This is a genomic window from Pseudotabrizicola formosa (assembly GCF_002900965.1).
GTDB classification, from domain to species: domain Bacteria; phylum Pseudomonadota; class Alphaproteobacteria; order Rhodobacterales; family Rhodobacteraceae; genus Pseudotabrizicola; species Pseudotabrizicola formosa.
Genome location: NZ_PJOM01000002.1, coordinates 687264 through 705063 on the forward strand (window position 1 = coordinate 687264; position 17800 = coordinate 705063).

A 17800-nucleotide genomic window follows, 5' to 3' on the forward strand; every position below is an offset into this window, starting at 1 on the left:
TTGCCCTTGGCCGCGCGTCCCCCTAAACCAAGGGGGCAAGCGGAGGGGATGATGGCCGGGACAGCGGTGGATCAGTTGACCGAGGATCAGGCGCGCGGCGAACTGGCGCGGCTTGCAGAGGTTTTGGCCGGCGCGAACCGGGCCTATCACACGCTGGATACACCCGAAATATCCGATGCAGATTATGATGCGCTCAAGCAGCGCAACGCCGCAATCGAGGCGCGCTTCCCACAGCTCAAGCGGAGCGACAGCCCCAGTGACCAGATCGGCGCAGCGGTGTCGGACGGCTTTGGCAAGGTGGCGCATGCCGTGCGGATGCTCAGCCTTGAGAACGCCTTTGACGATAGCGATGTGCATGATTTCGCCGATCGGGTGCGCAAATACCTCAACCACACCGGCGATCTGCGGTTTACCGCGGAACCCAAGATTGACGGGCTGTCCCTGTCCCTGCGCTATGAGGCCGGCGTGCTGGTGCAGGCCGCCACGCGCGGCGATGGTGAGGTGGGGGAGAACGTCACCGACAACGCCCGTACCATTGCCGATATTCCGCAACACCTGACCGATGCGCCCGATGTGCTGGAGGTGCGTGGTGAGGTTTACATGAGCCACAGCGATTTCGCCGCGCTGAACGCGCGGCAGGCGGCGGCCGGGGGCAAGACCTTTGCCAACCCGCGCAATGCCGCTGCCGGTTCGCTGCGCCAGCTGGACGCCGCGATCACGGCCGCGCGGCCTTTGCGCTTCTTTGCCTATAGCTGGGGTGCGCTCTCCGCCCCGCTTGCCAGCACGCAATATGATGCGATTGCCCGGCTGGCCGCGTTCGGGTTTCAGACCAATCCGCTGACGGCCCTGTGCGATGGGCCGGAGGCGATGCTGGCGCAGTACCGGCAGATCGAACAGCTGCGGGCGGCGCTGGGGTATGACATCGATGGCGTGGTCTACAAGGTCAATGATCTGGGGCTGCAGGCGCGGCTTGGCTTTCGCTCGGCGACCCCCCGCTGGGCGATTGCCCATAAATTCCCGGCGGAGCTGGCCTGGACGGAGCTGCTGGGCATCGACATTCAGGTGGGTCGTACCGGGGCCCTGTCACCGGTGGCGCGGTTGCGCCCGGTGACCGTGGGGGGCGTGGTGGTCAGCAATGCCACGCTGCACAATGAGGATTACATTGCCGGGCGCGACGCCAAGGGCAACGCGATCCGCGGCGGCAAGGATTTTCGCATCGGCGATTGGGTGCAGGTTTACCGTGCCGGGGATGTGATTCCAAAGCTGGCCGATGTGGATCTGGAGCGTCGCAAAGACGGCGCGCAAGCCTTTGTTTTCCCCCACGAATGCCCCGAATGCGGCAGCCCGGCCCTGCGTGAGGAAGGCGATGCCGTGCGCCGCTGTACCGGCGGGCTGATCTGTCCGGCGCAGGCGGTGGAGCGGTTGAAGCATTTCGTCAGCCGCCATGCCTTTGACATCGATGGTCTGGGCGCAAAGCAGGTGGAAATGTTCTTCCGCGACGCCGACCTCCCGGTGAAAACCCCGGCCGACATCTTTACCCTTGCATCACGAGACGCCGCCAATGGCTTGAAACGGTTGAAGAACCGCGATGGCTTTGGCGAAACCTCGGCCCGCAAACTGTTTGCCGCGATCGAGGACAAGCGCCGCATCCCGCTGGACCGGCTGATTTTTGCGCTTGGCATCCGGCATGTGGGCGAGGTGGCCGCACAGATCCTGTCACGCCATTACAGCACATGGGAGGCGTTTGAAACTGCGGTCACCCATGCCGTGCCCGGCACAGCCGCATGGGACGAGCTGCTGTCGATTGATGGTGTGGGCCAGATTCTGGCGGAAAGCCTGACGGCGGCATTTCAGAATGAGGCCGAGCGCGCCGCGATTGATGCGCTGGTGGCACAATTGCAGGTGCAGCCGGTGGTGTGGAAAGCCGCCACCGACAGCCCGGTTGCGGGCAAAACGGTGGTCTTCACCGGCAGTCTGGAAAAGATGACGCGGGCCGAAGCCAAGGCGCGGGCGGAATCGCTGGGGGCCAAGGTGGCAGGCTCTGTCAGCGCCAAAACCGATATTCTGGTGGCAGGTCCGGGGGCCGGGTCAAAGCTGAAAGAGGCGGCGAAACATGGGGTTACGGTTCTGGCTGAAGAGGACTGGCTCGCCCTGATCGAGGGCGCATGAGCCGGCCGGAAATCCTGTTTCCGCTGTTTGCGGATCTGGAAACGCTGGAAGGCGTAGGCCCAAAGACCGCCCGCGCGATGGAGGCCCTGGGCGTGACCCGGCCCAAGGACCTGTTGTTCCTGCTGCCGCATTCCGGTATCGACCGCAGCCGCAAGGCCTCGGTCCGCGATGTGGTGCCGCCCTGCGTGCTGACGGTGGAGGTTGAGGTTGGCGCCCATTTCCCGCCGCGCGCCAAGGGCAAGCCCTACCGTGTAATGGTGCGCGACAGCCTGCTGGACTGGGCCTTGGTGTTTTTTCACGCGCGCGGGGATTACCTGCAAAAGCTGCTGCCCACCGGGCAGCGCCGCATCGTCTCGGGCCGGATCGAGCTGTTTGATGGCATCGCCCAGATGGTGCACCCCGATCATGTGCTGCGGGTGGAGGAGGCGGCGGAGTTGCCGGCCTATGAGCCGGTCTATCCGCTGACCGCCGGGCTGACGCAGCGGGTGCTGGCAAAGGCGGCCGAAGGGGCGGTGGCCCGCGCGCCCGCGCTGCCAGACTGGATTGACCCTGCCTTGAAGGCACGTGAAGGCTGGCCCGACTGGCGCAGCGCAATTGCGGCGGTGCATCGTCCCGGCGGGGCGGAGGCGCTGTCGCCCACCGATCCGGCCCGCGCCCGCCTGGCATATGACGAGCTGTTTGCGCATCAGCTGACCCTGTCGCTGGCGCGGGCGTCCTTGCGCAAGTCGAAGGGCGTGATGACGTTGGGCACCGGCAGTCTGCAGGCGCAGGTGCTGGCCGGGTTGCCCTATGCGCCCACAGCCGCGCAGACCCGTGCCGTGGCCGAGATTGCGGCAGATATGGCGGCCCCCCTGCGGATGAACCGGCTGTTGCAGGGCGATGTCGGGTCCGGCAAGACGCTGGTCGCCTTCATGGCGCTGCTGATCGCCGCCGAGGCGGGCGGGCAGGGGGTGATGATGGCGCCCACGGAAATTCTGGCCCGCCAGCATTACGAGGGGCTGGCCCCTTTGGCCGCCGCAGCCGGGGTGCGGCTGGAATTGCTCACGGGCCGCGACAAGGGGGCAGAGCGGGCGGCCAAGCTGCAGGCTCTGGCCGGGGGGCAGATTGCCATGCTGGTGGGCACCCATGCGGTGTTTCAGAAGGACGTGGCGTTTCATGATTTGCGGCTGGCGGTGGTGGATGAACAGCACCGCTTTGGCGTGGCGCAGCGGATGGAGCTGGGGGCCAAGGGCCGTGCGGTCGATGTGCTGGTGATGACCGCTACGCCGATTCCTCGGTCTCTGGCTTTGGCCAGTTATGGCGATATGGATGTCTCGGTGCTTGACGAAAAACCCGCCGGGCGCAAACCGATCAAGACCGTGATGATTGCCGCGGCGCGGATGGATGAGGTGGTGGCCCATCTGGCCCGTGCGGTGGCCGAGGGGCGGCAATGCTATTGGGTCTGCCCGCTGGTGGAAGACTCCGAGGTGCTGGATTATGCGAGTGCCGAGGCCCGCTTTGCCCATCTGCGCGCGGCTTTGGGGGATGGGGTCGGGCTGGTCCATGGCCAACTGCCCCCCGCCGAGAAGGATGCCGCCATGGCGCGGTTTCAGCGCGGTGAGACGCGGGTGCTGGTGGCAACCACGGTGATCGAGGTGGGGGTGAATGTGCCCAATGCCTCGATCATGGTGATCGAGCGGGCCGAGATCTTTGGTCTGGCCCAGCTGCACCAGCTTCGTGGCCGGGTCGGGCGCGGGGCGGCAGACTCGACCTGCCTGCTGCTCTATCAGGCCCCGCTGTCCGAGGCGGGGGAGCGGCGGTTGACCACGATCCGCGACACCGAAGACGGGTTCCGCATTGCCGAGGAAGATCTGGCGATGCGCGGGGCCGGCGATCTCATCGGCACCGCGCAATCGGGGTTGCCGCGGTTCCGCGTGGCCGATCTGGAACGGCAGGCGGCCCTGATGGCCGTGGCGCAATCCGATGCGCGCGCGCTGCTGACGGTGGACCCGGGGCTGCAAGGCCCGCGCGGGCAGGCGGCGCGGGTGCTCTTGTGGCTGCTGGATCAGGACCGGGCGATCCGGTTGATTGCGGTCGGCTGAAGCGAAACGCGGTTTGTTCTCGAATGTTCTTAAAAAGTTCTTTACAGGGTGGCGTTCCTATGAGAACAATATGGCAACACGCAAACAGGAGGATGCCATGGTTGCCCAAGTCAAGGAAATCGTCACCCGGTCTCGCGCCACGTTGATTGAGGATCTGTTGGGCGTGGTTGCCCTGTTTGCCTCGCTTTACGTCTGCCTGTCGTTCTCGTTCTGACACTGCCTGCGGTCTGACACGCGCGCGCGCGCCCCGCATCTGTCCCCAAGGGATGCCTATCAGCGCGCAACAGACACGCCACTTGCCGCCGCCGTCGATCTGACGTGCGGCGGTTTTTTTATGCCGGGGGGTGCAGCTGTCAGCCTTGGGGCAGGGCCGCCTCTGCCATCACAGCCGCCTCTGCCGCCGCTTCGATCGCGAGCAGGATAGAGGCGTGGCGGTTCTTGTAATCCCGTGCCGGGGTCAGCACGACAAAGCCGTCAAACGGGGCGGCGGGCACCGGGCCTTCCTCCCGCAGCATCGCGCGCAGGGCATCACGGCCCTCTGCGAGTTCGGCCGCGCTGCGCCCGATCACCACCTCGCCCAGCAGGCTGGCGGCGGCTTGCCCCAACGCGCAGGCTTTGACGTCCTGACCAAAGGCACTGACCCGGCCATCCTGCATCACCACATCCACCGTTACGGTAGACCCGCACAGGGGGGACCGTTTGCGCAGGGTGGCTTGCGGCGCGGGCAGGCGCCCATGGTGGGGAATGTCGGCTGCCAGTTCCAGAATCCGACCGGAATAGAGTTTGATCAGGTCACTGTCGCTCATCGCGCTTTTCCTTTTGTCGAACCTTAGATAGACCGATCCTCCGCAGCCGCCAAGGAGAACGCGCATGGCTTTCGACCCCGCCAGCCTGAAATACGACGCCAACGGGCTGATCCCCTGCATCGCGCAGGATCATGCGACGGGCGAGGTGCTGATGATGGCCTGGATGAATGCGGCTGCGGTTGCGCAAACCCTTTCTACCGGGCGGGTGACCTATTGGTCACGGTCGCGCGCGGCATTCTGGATCAAGGGCGAAACCTCGGGACATGTGCAGCATCTGGTGGAGTTCCGGGTCGATTGCGACCGCGATTGCCTGCTGGTGCGCGTGCATCAGCACGGGCCTGCCTGCCATACCAACCGCCGGTCGTGCTTCTATACGCTGGTGCAGGATGGCGCCGAGGTGATCACCATGGAACCGATGACCAAAGCTGATCGTTGACCAAAAGCATATCCTTTTCCCGGCGCCGCCCTTGACCTTCGGGCGGGAAAAGCTCCTATTTGCGCCAGTCCGTTACAACCGACAAAGGAACATCCGATGGCTTTCACGCTTCCCGATCTGCCCTATGCCCATGATGCGCTCGCCGCGCTTGGCATGTCGAAAGAGACGCTCGAATATCACCATGACATTCACCACAAGGCCTATGTCGACAATGGCAACAAGCTGATTGCCGGCACCGAATGGGAAAACAAGTCGGTCGAAGAGATCGTCGTGGGCACCTATAACAAGACCGCCGTCGCCCAGAACGGCATTTTCAACAATGCCAGCCAGCACTGGAACCATGCCCTGTTCTGGGAGATCATGGGGCCGGGTGAAAAGGCGATGCCGGGCGCACTTGAAAAGGCGCTGACCGAGTCCTTCGGATCGGTCGCCAAGTTCAAGGAAGAGTTCTCCGCCGCCGGTGCCGGTCAGTTCGGCTCCGGCTGGGCCTGGCTGGTGAAGGATGCGGATGGCGCGCTCAAGGTCACCAAGACCGAGAATGGCGTCAATCCGCTGTGCTTTGGTCAGACAGCTCTGCTGGGCTGCGATGTGTGGGAGCATTCCTATTACATCGACTTCCGCAACAAGCGGCCGGCCTATCTGAGCAACTTCCTTGACAAGTTGGTGAACTGGGAAGCCGTCGCAGCCCGTATGTAAGGCCAAGCCTTTGATCTGAAACGAAAACCCGCGCAAGCCCGGCTTGCGCGGGTTTTTGCTTGGACAAATCGTCACACTTCCTTGGCATTTTTGCGTTCCCATCTGACGTAGAGAGAAAAAAAACGACAGGAGGTTTGGGTGCGCACAGGTGTTGGTGGACGGGGATGCTGGATTGTGGTGGTGGACGGGGCCGGGGCGATGATCCTGGAAAACGCGGGCTCAGTTACCGCCCCTGACCTTCGGGTGATAGACCGGATCGAAACGCCGGGACCAGAGGCTGGCCCCGCCGCGGCCCCCCGGCAAAACCTGCCCGTTGAGGCCAGTGACAGGGTGCGGCTGGCGGAAACCGCCATGGTGGCCATGCTGATGACCCGGTTGACCTTTGCGGTGCGGCAGTCGCGCACCACCCGTCTGGCGATTGCCGCGCCGCCGCATCTGATGGAGGCGATCCGCACCCGGCTGGATGACGGTCTGCGCAGCCGGGTCGCGGTCATGGTGCCCAAGACCCTGACCCAGCATCCGCTCGACAAGATTGTCAGTCTGATGGCCGAAGCGATGGAGCGCGCGGCCTGAGACTTTTCCTGAAGTTTCCGGCGTAACCCACCAAAATGTCAGGCAAACTCGGTCCTGAGCCGGGCCAGCAGGCCCGGCACATCCGCAATGGCGTTAAAGGCATGGCGCAGATGCGCCTCGGCAAAGCCCTGATCAATGACGTGGTCGACAAGCCGTATCAGTGGTTGCCAGTAACCGCCGGTATCCAGAAGGAAAATCGGTTTGCTGTGCAGCCCGATCTGCCGCCAGGTCAGCACTTCGAAAAACTCGTCCAGACTGCCGGCCCCGCCGGGCAGCACCACGATGGCATCCGAGTTCATGAACAAGACCTTCTTGCGCTCGTGCATGTCCTCGGTGATCACCAGTTGCCCCAGATCGCGCTTGCCTTGTTCCTTGCCCATCAGATGCGTCGGGATCACCCCCATGGTCCGGGCCCCCGCGCTCAGGGCGGCGCGGGCCACTTCGCCCATCAGCCCGACATCGCCTGCGCCGTAGACCAGCCGCCAGCCGTTGTCTGCTATGCCCTGACCCAGGCTTTGGGCGTCTGCGGCATAGGCGGGCGACAGGCCGGGACGTGATCCGCAGAAGACACAGACAGAACGAAGCAGGGTCATGGCGGCCTCACTATGGGATTTTCGTTGCAAGCCCAGTGTTATCGGGGTTCCTATGCAAAGGAAAGCAGGGGTCGGCAACAGGCCCCGCGGGCCGGGCCCTGTCTGGGGCCGGAATGCGACGGGGAAATGACATGGCGGTCTGGACGGGGAAAGCGGGCGCGGCGCGCGTTGCAGGGGGGGTAGCGGGGCTGGGCGTTGTGGCGGTGGCCGCAAGTCTGCTCTGGCCGGTGCAGGATGTCCCCCAGGAGGCTGCCCCCGCGACAGCAGCGGTGCCGGTCGCGGGGCGCGTGCCGACCTCCGAGCCGCTTCAGGAGGTGAAGCCTGTAACCTCTGTGACGGGGCCAGAGGTGCAGGCCGAACCAGAGGCCACGGCAGAGGTCATGCCCGGACCGAGCGCGCCTGCGGTGGAGAGCCCCGACCCGGTCTTGCCCCGCTTTGACGGCTACCGGATCGAAGCCGATGGCTTTGCCGTCGTGTCGGGCCGGGCGGCGGCGCGGGCCATGGTTTCCGTGCTGGTGGACGGCCAGCCGGTGGCCGAGGTTCAGGCAGGGGCCGATGGCAGCTTTGCCGCCCTGTTCACCCTGGCCCCCAATGCTCAGCCCAGCCTGATGACGCTGGAGGCAACCCAGCCAGAGGGTGCCGCGACTTTGGGGTCGGACCAGTCGGTGGCGCTTGGCCCGATTGCCGGGCCGCAGCCGGTGGCGATGCGGCCCGAGACGGCGGCTTCCGCGCCCGAGGGGCTGCGGGGAACGGCTCTGTCGGGCGCGGTGGTGCCGCCCGCGCCGGAGCAGGGGGCGGCAGCGATCGCTTCCGCCGATGGTGCGGGCCTTGCCGCGCCTGCGGCAGATGCTGCGCCTCCGCCCGCCGTGCCGCCTGTGGCCTTGCTGGTGAGCGAGGGGGGCGCGACGGTGCTGCAAGGCCCGGTGCTGACTGAGCCCCAATCAACGGCGGCACAGGTTCCCGATGGGTCGGCGGCACGCCCGACGGCTGTGGTGCTGGAGGCGATTTCCTATGCGCCCGACGGCGCGGTGCACCTGTCGGGGCGTGGCCATCCCGGCCAGACGGTGCGGATCTATCTGGATATGGCCCCGGTGGCAGAGGCTGTGGTCGCGGCGACCGGCCTATGGCAGGTGACGCTGGGCGATACGGCCCCGCAGATCTATACCCTGCGGCTTGATCAGGTGGACGCGTCGGGCAAAGTCTCGGCGCGGTTTGAGACTCCGTTCAAACGCGAAACGCCCGAGGCTCTGGCGGCGCTGTCTGCTGGGGCAGGGCAGGGGGCGGGGGATGCGGCAGAGACAGAGGCACCCCCTGTGGCCCCTGATGTGACAGGGCCAGCGGAACTGGCACCGCCCGCGACGGCACAGACCGGGCAAACCGCACAGCCCGTTGACACCCCGATCGCCTCCACCTCTGTCGAGGTGCCAGAGGGCACTGCTGCCCTCACGCCTGTGGCGTCGGATGCGGCGGCTGTTGCCGCACAACCGCCGCCGCCGGTCAGCGTCACCGTGCAGCCGGGCTTCACCCTGTGGGGCATCGCGCAGCAGAATTTCGGCGACGGGATCTTGTATGTGCAGGTCTATGAGGCCAACCGCGACAAGATTGGCGACCCGGATCTGATCTATCCCGGGCAAGTCTTTACAATTCCCGCAAAACCCTGAACCGGGTCTGGCCATTCCCGCCGCTTCCCCCTAGATATCAGGGCCGAAAAGAGGCCCCCGATGTTTGAACCGACCCCGACAGACGCCCCGGCCAGTGGCCTGCAGACCATTTCCCGCGTGATCCCTTATCTTTGGCCACCGGGTCAGAACTGGGTCAAGCGCCGGGTGGTGGCCTCGCTCTTGCTGCTGGTGATGGCCAAGGTGATCTCGGTCACTACCCCCGCGATCTACAAGCAGGCGGTGGATGCGCTGGCAGGCGATGCGCCGGATACAGCCACCCTGCTCGGGCTGGCGGCCGTTGGGTTGACAGTGGCCTATGGCATGGCGCGACTGCTGACCGTGGCGTTCAACGAGGCGCGCGATGCGGTGTTTGTGCGGGTTGGCCAGCGGGCACTGCGCCAGCTGGCACTGGAAACCTTCACCCATATTCACAAGCTGTCCTTGCGCTATCACATCACCCGCAAGACCGGCGGCCTGAGCCGGATCATCGAGCGCGGGGTGAAGGGCGTCGATTTCCTGCTGCGCTTCATGCTCTTGTCGATCGGACCGCTGATCCTTGAGCTGAGCATGGTGTCGATCATCTTTGCGGTGGTCTTCGGCTGGCAATATGCGGCGGTGGTGGTGGTGGTGATCACCATCTATGTCGCCTTTACCTTCAAGGTCACCGAATGGCGGGTGGCGATCCGGCGCGAGATGAACGCGCAGGATACCGATGCCAACCAGAAGGCCATCGACAGCCTGCTGAATTATGAAACGGTGAAATATTTCAACGCCGAAGGGCTGGAGGCGCAGCGCTATGACCATGCGATGCAGCGCTATGAGGTGGCGGCGGTCAAGACGGGCCTCAGCCTTGCGTTCCTGAACCTTGGGCAGGCGTTCTTCATCACATCCGGCCTTGTGATCGTGATGGTAATGGCGGCGCGCGGGGTGCAGGCGGGCCAGCTTACCGTGGGCGATTTCGTGATGGTCAACGCCTATATGATCCAGATCACCATGCCGTTGAACTTCCTTGGCACGGTATACCGCGAGATCCGGCAGGCGCTGGTCGATATGGGCGAGATGTTCGGCCTGTTGGGCCAGCCCGCCGAGGTGAAGGACAAGCCCGGTGCGCCGGATCTGTCGGTCACGCGTGGCGAGGTGAGGTTTGATGATGTGCGCTTTGACTATGATCCCTCGCGCCCCATCCTGAAAGGCGTCAGCTTTACCGTGGCCCCGGGGCAGCGGGTGGCGCTGGTCGGGCCCTCGGGTTCGGGCAAGTCCACCATCGGGCGGTTGCTGTTCCGCTTCTATGATGTGACCAATGGCGCAATCCGCATTGACGGGCAGGATCTGCGCGATGTGACGCAGACCAGCATCCATGCCAGCATCGGCGTGGTGCCGCAGGATACGGTGCTGTTCAACGATACGGTCTATTACAACATTGCCTATGGCCGCGCCGGGGCCAGCCGCGAAGAGGTGGAGGCGGCGGCGCGTGCGGCGCGCATCCATGAGTTCATCATGTCCTTGCCCGAAGGCTATGAAACCACGGTGGGCGAGCGTGGGCTGAAACTGTCGGGCGGCGAAAAGCAGCGTGTGGGCATCGCGCGCACCTTGCTGAAAAATCCGCCGATCCTGATCCTCGACGAGGCGACCAGTGCGCTGGACACCCAGACCGAGCGCGACATTCAGGACAGCCTGCTTCAGATGGGGCAGGGCCGGTCGGTGATCACCATCGCGCACCGGCTGTCGACGATTGCCGATGCCGACCAGATCATCGTGCTGGAGGCGGGCCAGATTGTGGAGCAGGGCACGCATGATGCGCTCTTGGCCAATGGCGGGCGCTATTCTGCCATGTGGGCCCGGCAATCGGCGGAAGAGGAAGAGGCGGCCTGACCGGCGCTATTCCGCTGCGTTGCGGATCGGGTAGGGGGCGGGCGGCGGCGCGTCTTCCCACAGGATCAGCGGTCTTTGCACCGCGCGGGCGGCGCGGGTCAGGGCCAGATCACGGGCTTCGACGCTGCCCTTGCCATGGGCAAGCGCAGACAGCTCTGCCCAGCCGCGATAGGCCCCGGCCCAAAGCCAGACCCGCAGCGCCAGGAGCGATGGCGTGAGCACCAGCGTCAGCACGGTGGAAATGCCAAGGCCAAAGACCACCGCGGTGGCAAGCTGTGTCCACCACAGGGCCGAAGGGCTGTTGAGCGTATAGCCGCCGCCGATGAAATCGACCGAAAGGCCGAACATCATCGGGGCCAGCCCCGCCATTGTGGTGATGGTGGTCAGCAGCACCGGGCGCAGGCGCTGTTCGGCGGTGCGGCCGATGGCTTCCAGCTTTGGCATGTAGCGGCTGAAGTCCTGATAGGTGTCGATCAGGATAATGTTGTTGTTGACCACGATTCCTGCCAGCGCCACGATTCCGGTGCCGGTCATGATGATGCTGAAGGTCTGGCCCATGACCATCATGCCAATGAGCACCCCGGTGGTGGACAAGACCACCGCCAGCAGCACCAGCACCGCATTGTAGACCGAGTTGAACTGCGCGAGCAAAATGATGAACATCAACCCCAGCGCGCCGGCAAAGGCCTTGCCCAGAAATGCCCCCGCCTCGGCCTGATCTTCCTGATCGCCGGTCCAGGCCCAGGCAACGCCTTCGGGCAGATCGGCGGTTTGCAGCCATGCGGTCAGGGTTTCGATCCGTTCACTGGCATTGATCGGCACGCCATCGGGCCGGGTCAGGCCATCGGCCACATCGGCGCGGATGTCATAGACCCGCGCCTCGTTCACCCGGTCGATGCGGCCCAGCTTGGGCACCGGTTTACGGGTGATGAAATTTGCCAGCGGCACCAGCCCGTCTGCGGTGCGCACCTTGAGCGAATCGAGGGTGGACAGCACCCGGTCCGCATCCGGCAGGCGCACGCGGATCTCGATCTCTTCATCGGACGACTCCACCCGCATGGTATCAAGCATGACCCCGCGGGTCACCAGCTGCACCATGCCGCCCACGGTGGCGACATCGGCACCAAAGCGCCCGGCGCGGGCGACATCGACGGTGATTTCCCAGTCGATGCCCGGCAAGGGGCGAGTGTCTTCAAGACCGATGATGCCCGCCATGCCGGCCATCTGCGCACGGATGGTTTCGACCGCCTGATCGAGCGCTGCAAAATCATCGCCCGACAGGCGCAGGTGCAAGGGTTTGCCGGAAGCGGGGCCGGAGGCGCCCGCCAATACTTCGATCTTTATCCCGGGCAGGGCGTTCAGCCGTTCGGTCAGGCCCGCGATGATACGCTCACCCCCCAGGGCGGGATCGGCGCTGCGCTCTTCCCAAGGCTCCAGTTCCAGCTGGATCTGGCCCACACTGTCCAAGGGCGATTGCGCGCCGCCGGTATTGGCGTTCAGCCCCCCGGCCCCGGCGAAGGAGAAGGTAGATCGCACCCCCGGCGTGCCGATCACCAGCGCCTCGGCCTGTTGCAGCAGCGCGTCTTTTTCGGCCAGCGACAGGTTGCCTCGCGCCTGCACATAGACGATGGCCTGTTCCGGTTCGGTGGCCACAAAGAACTCTACCCCTTTGCCATGCTGGGCATAAAGGCCGAAGATCAGCGCCACAAAGCCGATCACGGCGGCGATGGTCACCAGCGGCATCACCGGATTGCCGGTCAGAAAGCGGATCACCCGGCCAAAGGCGCTGCGCCTGTAGCCCGCCACCACGGGCGCAAGGCGCTGCGGTTTGGCGGCCTCCAGCGTGATCGAGGCTGCAAAACCGCCCAGCATGGCCAGCGCCGCACCGGGCAACAAGGCCGCCGCGCCGGTGCCGCGCGGCGCAAGCATCAGGGCGACGCCGGCGAACAGGATCGCAAGCGCGACGGCCACCAGAACCAGCCGCAGCCACAGCGGGCGCGGGCGCAGCAGGGTGGCAACCGCTTCAAGCTGCCGCGTGATCCGGCCTGCCACCCCGCCCATCACCGGCACATAGACCAGTGCCACCAGAAGCGATGCCGACAGCACGAAGATCAGCGTCACCGGCAGCATGCCCATGAATTCTCCCGCCACCCCGGGCCAGAACAGCATGGGCAGAAAGGCACAAAGCGTGGTGGCGGTAGAGCTGATGATGGGCCAGAACATCCGCTTTGCGGCCTCGGTATAGGCGGCCATCGGGCCAGAGCCGTCCTGAATCCGTTTGTCGGCATATTCCACCACGATGATGCCGCCATCGACCAGCATGCCGACGGCCAGGATCAGCCCGAACATCACGATGTTCGACACCGAAATGCCCAGCACCGCAAAGAAGGCGAAGGTCAGCAGGAAAGTCGTCGGAATGGAAAACCCGACCAAGAGCGCCGACCTTGTGCCAAGGGCGGCCAGCACCACCACCATCACCAGTGCGATTGCCGTCAGCACCGCGCCTTCCAGCTGGCGCACCATGCCTTCGACATTGGTGGACTGGTCGAGCGAGGCCGCAACCGAGACCGACCGGCGCAGGTCTTCGGGCCAGGCCGCCACCTCGGCCTCCACCACATCCTGCACCAGACGCGAGGTGTCGATCAGGTTGAAGCCCTTGCGCTTGACCACCTGAATCGCCACCGTCGCTTCGCCATTGTAGCGCGCGGTGCCGGTTGGGTCTTCAAAGGTCAGGTTGATCTGCGCCAGATCGCCCAGCGTGATGGTGCGGTCGCCGTTGACCTTGACCGGCAGGGCGTAAACCTGTGCGGGTGTGTTGAAGCTGGACGGGATCTTGACCGCAAAGGCCCCGCTGGGGGTTTCCACCTCTCCGGCTGCGATCAACTGGTTGTTGCGGGTGACAACCGTGATCAGCTCGGCGGCGGTGATGTTATAGGCCTCCAGCTTCAGCGGGTCGATCAGCACCTCCAGCATCTCGTCCCTGTGCCCGGCCAGTTCCGCCTTGAGCACCGGTTCCAGAGCGGCAATCTTGGATTGCAGATCCTTGGCCGCGCGCAGCAGGGTGCGTTCGGGCACGTCGCCCGACAGGGCGATCACCAGAATGGGAAATTCACTGAAATTGATCTCGTTGATCGAATAGGTGTCTGCCCCGGCTGGAAATTTCGCCTCGGCCGTGTTCATCCGGTCGCGCACATCGGCGATGGTCTGCGATTTGTCCCAGCCGAATTCAAATTCCAGCGCCACGCCGCCATAGCCTTCGGCCGCGGTGCCGGAGATGGTCTTGAGCCCGTCAAGGCCCGACAATTCCTGCTCCATCACCTTGACCAGCAGGGTTTCCGAGTCGGCGGCGGAAATGCCGGGGAAGGGGACCGAGACGAACAGCGCCGGAATGTCGATATCCGGCTCGCCCTCCTTGGGCAGGTTGACATAGGCCAGCACGCCTGCCGCCACCGACAGCAGGATAAAGGCCACCACCATGCGGGCGCGGGCGGCGGCCCAGTCGATCAGCCCGGTCATGGTGCGGCCTGTTGCAGGGTGACGGTGATCGGCGTGCCGTCCGTCACATAGTCCTGCCCCACCGTGATCACCGTGGCCTGCTCGGGCAGACCGGTGACCAGCATGCCATCCACCGTATCGCGCAGCACGGTGACGGGGGCAAAGCGGGCGCGCCCCTCTACCGCCAGCTGCACCCCCAGCACCCCGGTATTGTCCAGTGTCAGGCTGGAAGCCGGCAGCAGATGCGCCATGACGCCATCGGCACTGATCAGCATTTCCGCCGTCTGCCCATCACGGATCACAAGATCGGCATTGGGCACGGTGACCTCGACCCGGAAGGTGCGGGTGGCCGGATCGGCGACGCGCGACAGAAAGGTGACGCGGCCCTGCACCTCGCGCCCGGAAATCAGGCGCGCCCCGGCAATCGCCCCGACCGAAATCCGGTCCACCTCGGTTTCGGGGACGAAGCCGACCAGCTTGATCGGGTCCAGCTGGATGACCGTGCCGCAGACCCCGCCGGGTTGCAGCAGGCTGCCCAGTTCGGCGGTGTCGGCCTCCAGCAGCCCTTCAAACGGGGCGCTGATGGTCAGGCGGGACAGGTCGATGCGGATGGCCTCCAGCGCGGATTGCGCGCCCTGCACCCCGGCGCGGGCCGATTCCAGCGCCGCTTCGGCCCCGATGCGGCGGGTCTCGGTGGCAAAGCCGCCCTCATTCAGCCGGTTGGCGGCATCGGCATTCACTTGCGCCTCGCGCAAGCGGGCCTGCGCCTCGGTCAAACGCGCTTCAGCCTCGGCGCTCTGCTGCAGTCTGCTGCCGGGGTCGAGCGCGCATAAGGTCTGGCCTGTGGTGACAAAGGCCCCGCGCCGCAGCGGGTCTGACCGCACCAGCCCCCCGGTTTCGGCCCGCACCTCAACCTGCCGCGCGGCTTCGGTCCGGCCCCGGGCGATCACCGCATTCTGCACCGGCGTTGCGGCAGTGGCGATGGCGACCACGGACATTGCGGCCTCGGCTGGCGGGGATGCCGATGTCTCCGCCCCGGACGGCAGGGCTTCGGCGGCGGTGGTGGCCATCAGACGGTCCCGCTCGAACACGGCAACATAGAGCGTTGCCGCGACGGCCAGGGCGGTCAAGGGAGGAAGGATACGCATGGTCACCTTTTCAAGCCGCTCTCGCATGGGCTAATCTAGGCCTTGCCGGCCGGACGGACAAGCTGCCTCCGTGCCGCAGCGGATTGCGGTCTGTGGGGCAGGGCTTGGCAAGCCCTTGTGCTTGCGTGTAAGACAGGGCGCAGACAGGTGGTCCGCTGCGCTTCCGGGCGGGTGGGTCCCGACACAGGTAATGAACGCCTTTTGAAAGCCGAAGTGACGTGAGCAATCCCGATAGTTTCATTCAGGAAGTGACGGAAGAGGTACGCCGCGACCGGCTGTACTCCTACTTCCGCAGATACGGCTGGATTCCTGCGCTGATCGTGCTGGCGGTGGTCGGTGGCACGGCCTGGACCGAATGGTCGAAAGCGCGCGATGCGGAACAGGCACAGGCTTTTGGCGATTCCGTGCTGGATGCGCTGGATCTGGGCGGGGCTGAGGCGCGTCAACAGGCGCTCGCATCGGTTCCGGCAGATGGCGCGCAAAAGGCGGTGCTCTCCCTGTTGCTGGCCTCTGACCCGACGCAGGACCGTGCGGCCAGCCTGGCCGCGCTCGAGTCCCTGGCGGCAGATACCTCCCAACCGCAAAGCTACCGCGATCTGGCCGTGCTGCGCCGGGTGATCCTGGCCGGCAGCGATCTGCCGCTGGCCGACCGGCGCGCGCTGCTGGACCCGGTCGCGGCGCCGGGGCGGGCCTTCCGGCCCTTGGCGCTGGAACAATTGGCCTATCTGCTGGTCGAAGAGGGCAATACCGATGCTGCGATCAGCGCGCTTCAGGCGCTGACGCAGGATCAACAGGCCCCGGCGGGCTTGCGTGGCCGGGCGGGACAGATGATTGTGGCGCTTGGGGGCGAGACTGCCCCCGCAGCGGATGCCGGGTGACGGGACTTGGCTGGGTGGGGACCGTGGGAGTGAAGCGAGTGGTGAAACAGAAGTGCTGGCTGGGGCTCTCGGCGATGACCGCCGCCCTGCTGCTGTCTGCGTGCGAACGCGAACTGATCCTGCCGGGCGAACGCTTTCCGGTGCGCGCCGATCTGGATGCCTCGCTTCGCGTCGAAGGGCAACCGGCCCCGGTGGCCCCCTCTGCGCTGCCGCCGAACCAGAGCGTGCCGATTGCACTGCCCGCCGCCGTGGCCAATGCCGAGTGGAGCCACCGCGGCGGCTCGGCCCGCCACGCCTCGCCCCATGGGCGGCTCTCCGCCGCGCCTGCACGGGTGTGGAGCGCCAATATCGGGGCCGGGTCCAGCCGCAAGAACCGCCTGACCACCTCTCCGGTCGTGGCTGATGGCCGGATCGTCACGATGGACAGCAATGCGCTGGTGGTGGCCACTGGCACCAACGGGGCCACGCTGTGGCAAGCCGATCTGACCGCGCCGTTCGACCGGGGTGGCGATGTGTCGGGCGGCGGTGTGGCGCTTGGCGGCGGCATGGTGTTTGTGGCGACGGGCTATGGCGAACTGGTGGCCCTGCAGGCCAGCAACGGCGCTGTGCTCTGGCGCCAGCGTCTGGCAAGCCCGGTATCGGGCGCGCCTGCCTATGATGGCGGCACGGTCTACGTTTCTACCCGCGATGGCGCGGGCTGGGCGGTGGATGCGCGCAATGGCAAGGTGGAATGGACCGTGCCGGGCCTGCCCAATGCGCTGGCGGTCTCTGGCTCTGCCGCTCCGGCGGTGACCGATCGTACCGTGATTTTCCCTTTCCCCAGCGGCGAACTTGTCTCGGCCCTGCGCCTGAACGGCGTGCGGGTCTGGGGCGCGCCGGTGACCGGGCAACGCCCCGGCCGCGGCTATCAGGGGCTGACCGATCTGACCGGCGATCCGGTGATCGTGGGCAGCACGATCTATGCCGGCACCGCCGCAGGCCGGACCGCCGCGATCAACGCAGGCTCGGGCGAGCGGATCTGGACCGCGGTAGAGGGGGCGATGAACCCGCCGCTGGTGGTGGGTGGATCGGTCTTTGTGGTAAATGACGAGGCGCGTCTGGTGCGTCTGGACGCCGCCACCGGCGAGGTGATCTGGCTGGCCGACATGCCCTATTTCGAGAATGCCAATCCACGCAGGCATCAGGCCATCACCGCGCATTATGGCCCGGTTCTGGCTGGGGGCCGGGTGATCGTGGTGTCGGGCGATGGTCTGTTGCGCCAGTTCAACGCCACTGATGGCACGCTGGTGGGCACGGCCCAGATTCCCGGCGGCGCGGCAGCGGCACCGGCCCTTGCAGGCGGCGTGCTTTATGTTGTCAGCACGAACGGGCAACTTCACGCTTTCCGTTAAG

The 17800-nt window shown here is 65.6% G+C and carries 14 protein-coding genes; 10 read left to right on the forward strand and 4 right to left on the reverse strand.

What is annotated here, in order from left to right:
* Positions 1–48 precede the first annotated feature (48 nt).
* The 3 genes from ligA to CXR43_RS17855 all read left to right on the forward strand — a co-directional run bounded on the left by ligA (position 49) and on the right by CXR43_RS17855 (position 4464).
* Positions 49–2169, forward strand: coding sequence for an NAD-dependent DNA ligase LigA (gene ligA / locus CXR43_RS07335; protein WP_103333371.1), 2121 nt, complete (start codon positions 49–51; stop codon positions 2167–2169).
* The gene (gene recG, locus CXR43_RS07340) at positions 2166–4250 is read left to right on the forward strand and encodes an ATP-dependent DNA helicase RecG (protein ID WP_103333372.1); all 2085 of its coding nucleotides are present in this window, start codon (positions 2166–2168) and stop codon (positions 4248–4250) included. Before ligA ends, recG begins: the two co-directional genes overlap by 4 nt.
* Positions 4251–4320: 70 nt before the next feature.
* Positions 4321–4464 carry a hypothetical protein gene (locus CXR43_RS17855; RefSeq protein ID WP_168219775.1) on the forward strand — a complete coding sequence of 48 codons (144 nt, stop codon included), beginning with the start codon at positions 4321–4323 and terminating at the stop codon, positions 4462–4464.
* Positions 4465–4603: 139 nt separating this feature from the next.
* On the opposite strand, the gene CXR43_RS07345 is transcribed toward CXR43_RS17855, so the two are convergent.
* Positions 4604–5056: an iron-sulfur cluster assembly scaffold protein gene (locus CXR43_RS07345; protein ID WP_103334090.1), complete on the reverse strand. Its 453-nt coding sequence runs from the start codon at positions 5054–5056 to the stop codon at positions 4604–4606.
* A 64-nt stretch (positions 5057–5120) separates the two neighbouring features.
* Between CXR43_RS07345 and hisI the strand changes: the two genes are divergently transcribed.
* The 3 genes from hisI (at position 5121) to CXR43_RS07360 (ending at position 6761) form a co-directional block, all read left to right on the forward strand.
* Positions 5121–5492 carry a phosphoribosyl-AMP cyclohydrolase gene (gene hisI / locus CXR43_RS07350; RefSeq protein WP_103333373.1) on the forward strand — a complete coding sequence of 124 codons (372 nt, stop codon included), beginning with the start codon at positions 5121–5123 and terminating at the stop codon, positions 5490–5492.
* Between the two features lie 96 nt (positions 5493–5588).
* Positions 5589–6188 carry a superoxide dismutase gene (locus CXR43_RS07355; protein ID WP_103333374.1) on the forward strand — a complete coding sequence of 200 codons (600 nt, stop codon included), beginning with the start codon at positions 5589–5591 and terminating at the stop codon, positions 6186–6188.
* Positions 6189–6326: 138 nt separating this feature from the next.
* Positions 6327–6761 carry a baeRF12 domain-containing protein gene (locus tag CXR43_RS07360; protein WP_146036493.1) on the forward strand — a complete coding sequence of 145 codons (435 nt, stop codon included), beginning with the start codon at positions 6327–6329 and terminating at the stop codon, positions 6759–6761.
* A 38-nt stretch (positions 6762–6799) separates the two neighbouring features.
* On the opposite strand, the gene CXR43_RS07365 is transcribed toward CXR43_RS07360, so the two are convergent.
* Positions 6800–7354 carry an LOG family protein gene (locus CXR43_RS07365; RefSeq protein ID WP_103333376.1) on the reverse strand — a complete coding sequence of 185 codons (555 nt, stop codon included), beginning with the start codon at positions 7352–7354 and terminating at the stop codon, positions 6800–6802.
* A 131-nt stretch (positions 7355–7485) separates the two neighbouring features.
* Between CXR43_RS07365 and CXR43_RS07370 the strand changes: the two genes are divergently transcribed.
* Both CXR43_RS07370 and CXR43_RS07375 read left to right on the forward strand, forming a co-directional pair.
* Positions 7486–9015, forward strand: coding sequence for a LysM peptidoglycan-binding domain-containing protein (locus CXR43_RS07370; protein WP_246831304.1), 1530 nt, complete (start codon positions 7486–7488; stop codon positions 9013–9015).
* A gap of 60 nt (positions 9016–9075) precedes the next feature.
* Positions 9076–10887, forward strand: a complete 1812-nt coding sequence (locus tag CXR43_RS07375) for an ABCB family ABC transporter ATP-binding protein/permease (RefSeq protein WP_103333377.1) — start codon at positions 9076–9078, stop codon at positions 10885–10887.
* Positions 10888–10893: 6 nt separating this feature from the next.
* Here the strand turns inward: CXR43_RS07375 and CXR43_RS07380 are convergent, their stop codons facing one another.
* Entirely contained in the window at positions 10894–14403 is a 3510-nt protein-coding gene (locus tag CXR43_RS07380) for an efflux RND transporter permease subunit (protein ID WP_103333378.1), read from the reverse strand.
* On the reverse strand, positions 14400–15530 hold the full coding sequence (locus CXR43_RS07385; protein ID WP_103334092.1) for an efflux RND transporter periplasmic adaptor subunit: 1131 nt from the start codon (positions 15528–15530) through the stop codon (positions 14400–14402). Before CXR43_RS07385 ends, CXR43_RS07380 begins: the two co-directional genes overlap by 4 nt.
* A gap of 218 nt (positions 15531–15748) precedes the next feature.
* Between CXR43_RS07385 and CXR43_RS07390 the strand changes: the two genes are divergently transcribed.
* Entirely contained in the window at positions 15749–16408 is a 660-nt protein-coding gene (locus tag CXR43_RS07390; protein WP_103333379.1) for a hypothetical protein, read from the forward strand.
* Positions 16409–16449: 41 nt separating this feature from the next.
* Positions 16450–17799, forward strand: a complete 1350-nt coding sequence (locus tag CXR43_RS07395; protein ID WP_246831305.1) for an outer membrane protein assembly factor BamB family protein — start codon at positions 16450–16452, stop codon at positions 17797–17799.
* The last annotated feature ends 1 nt before the right edge of the window (position 17800 follow it).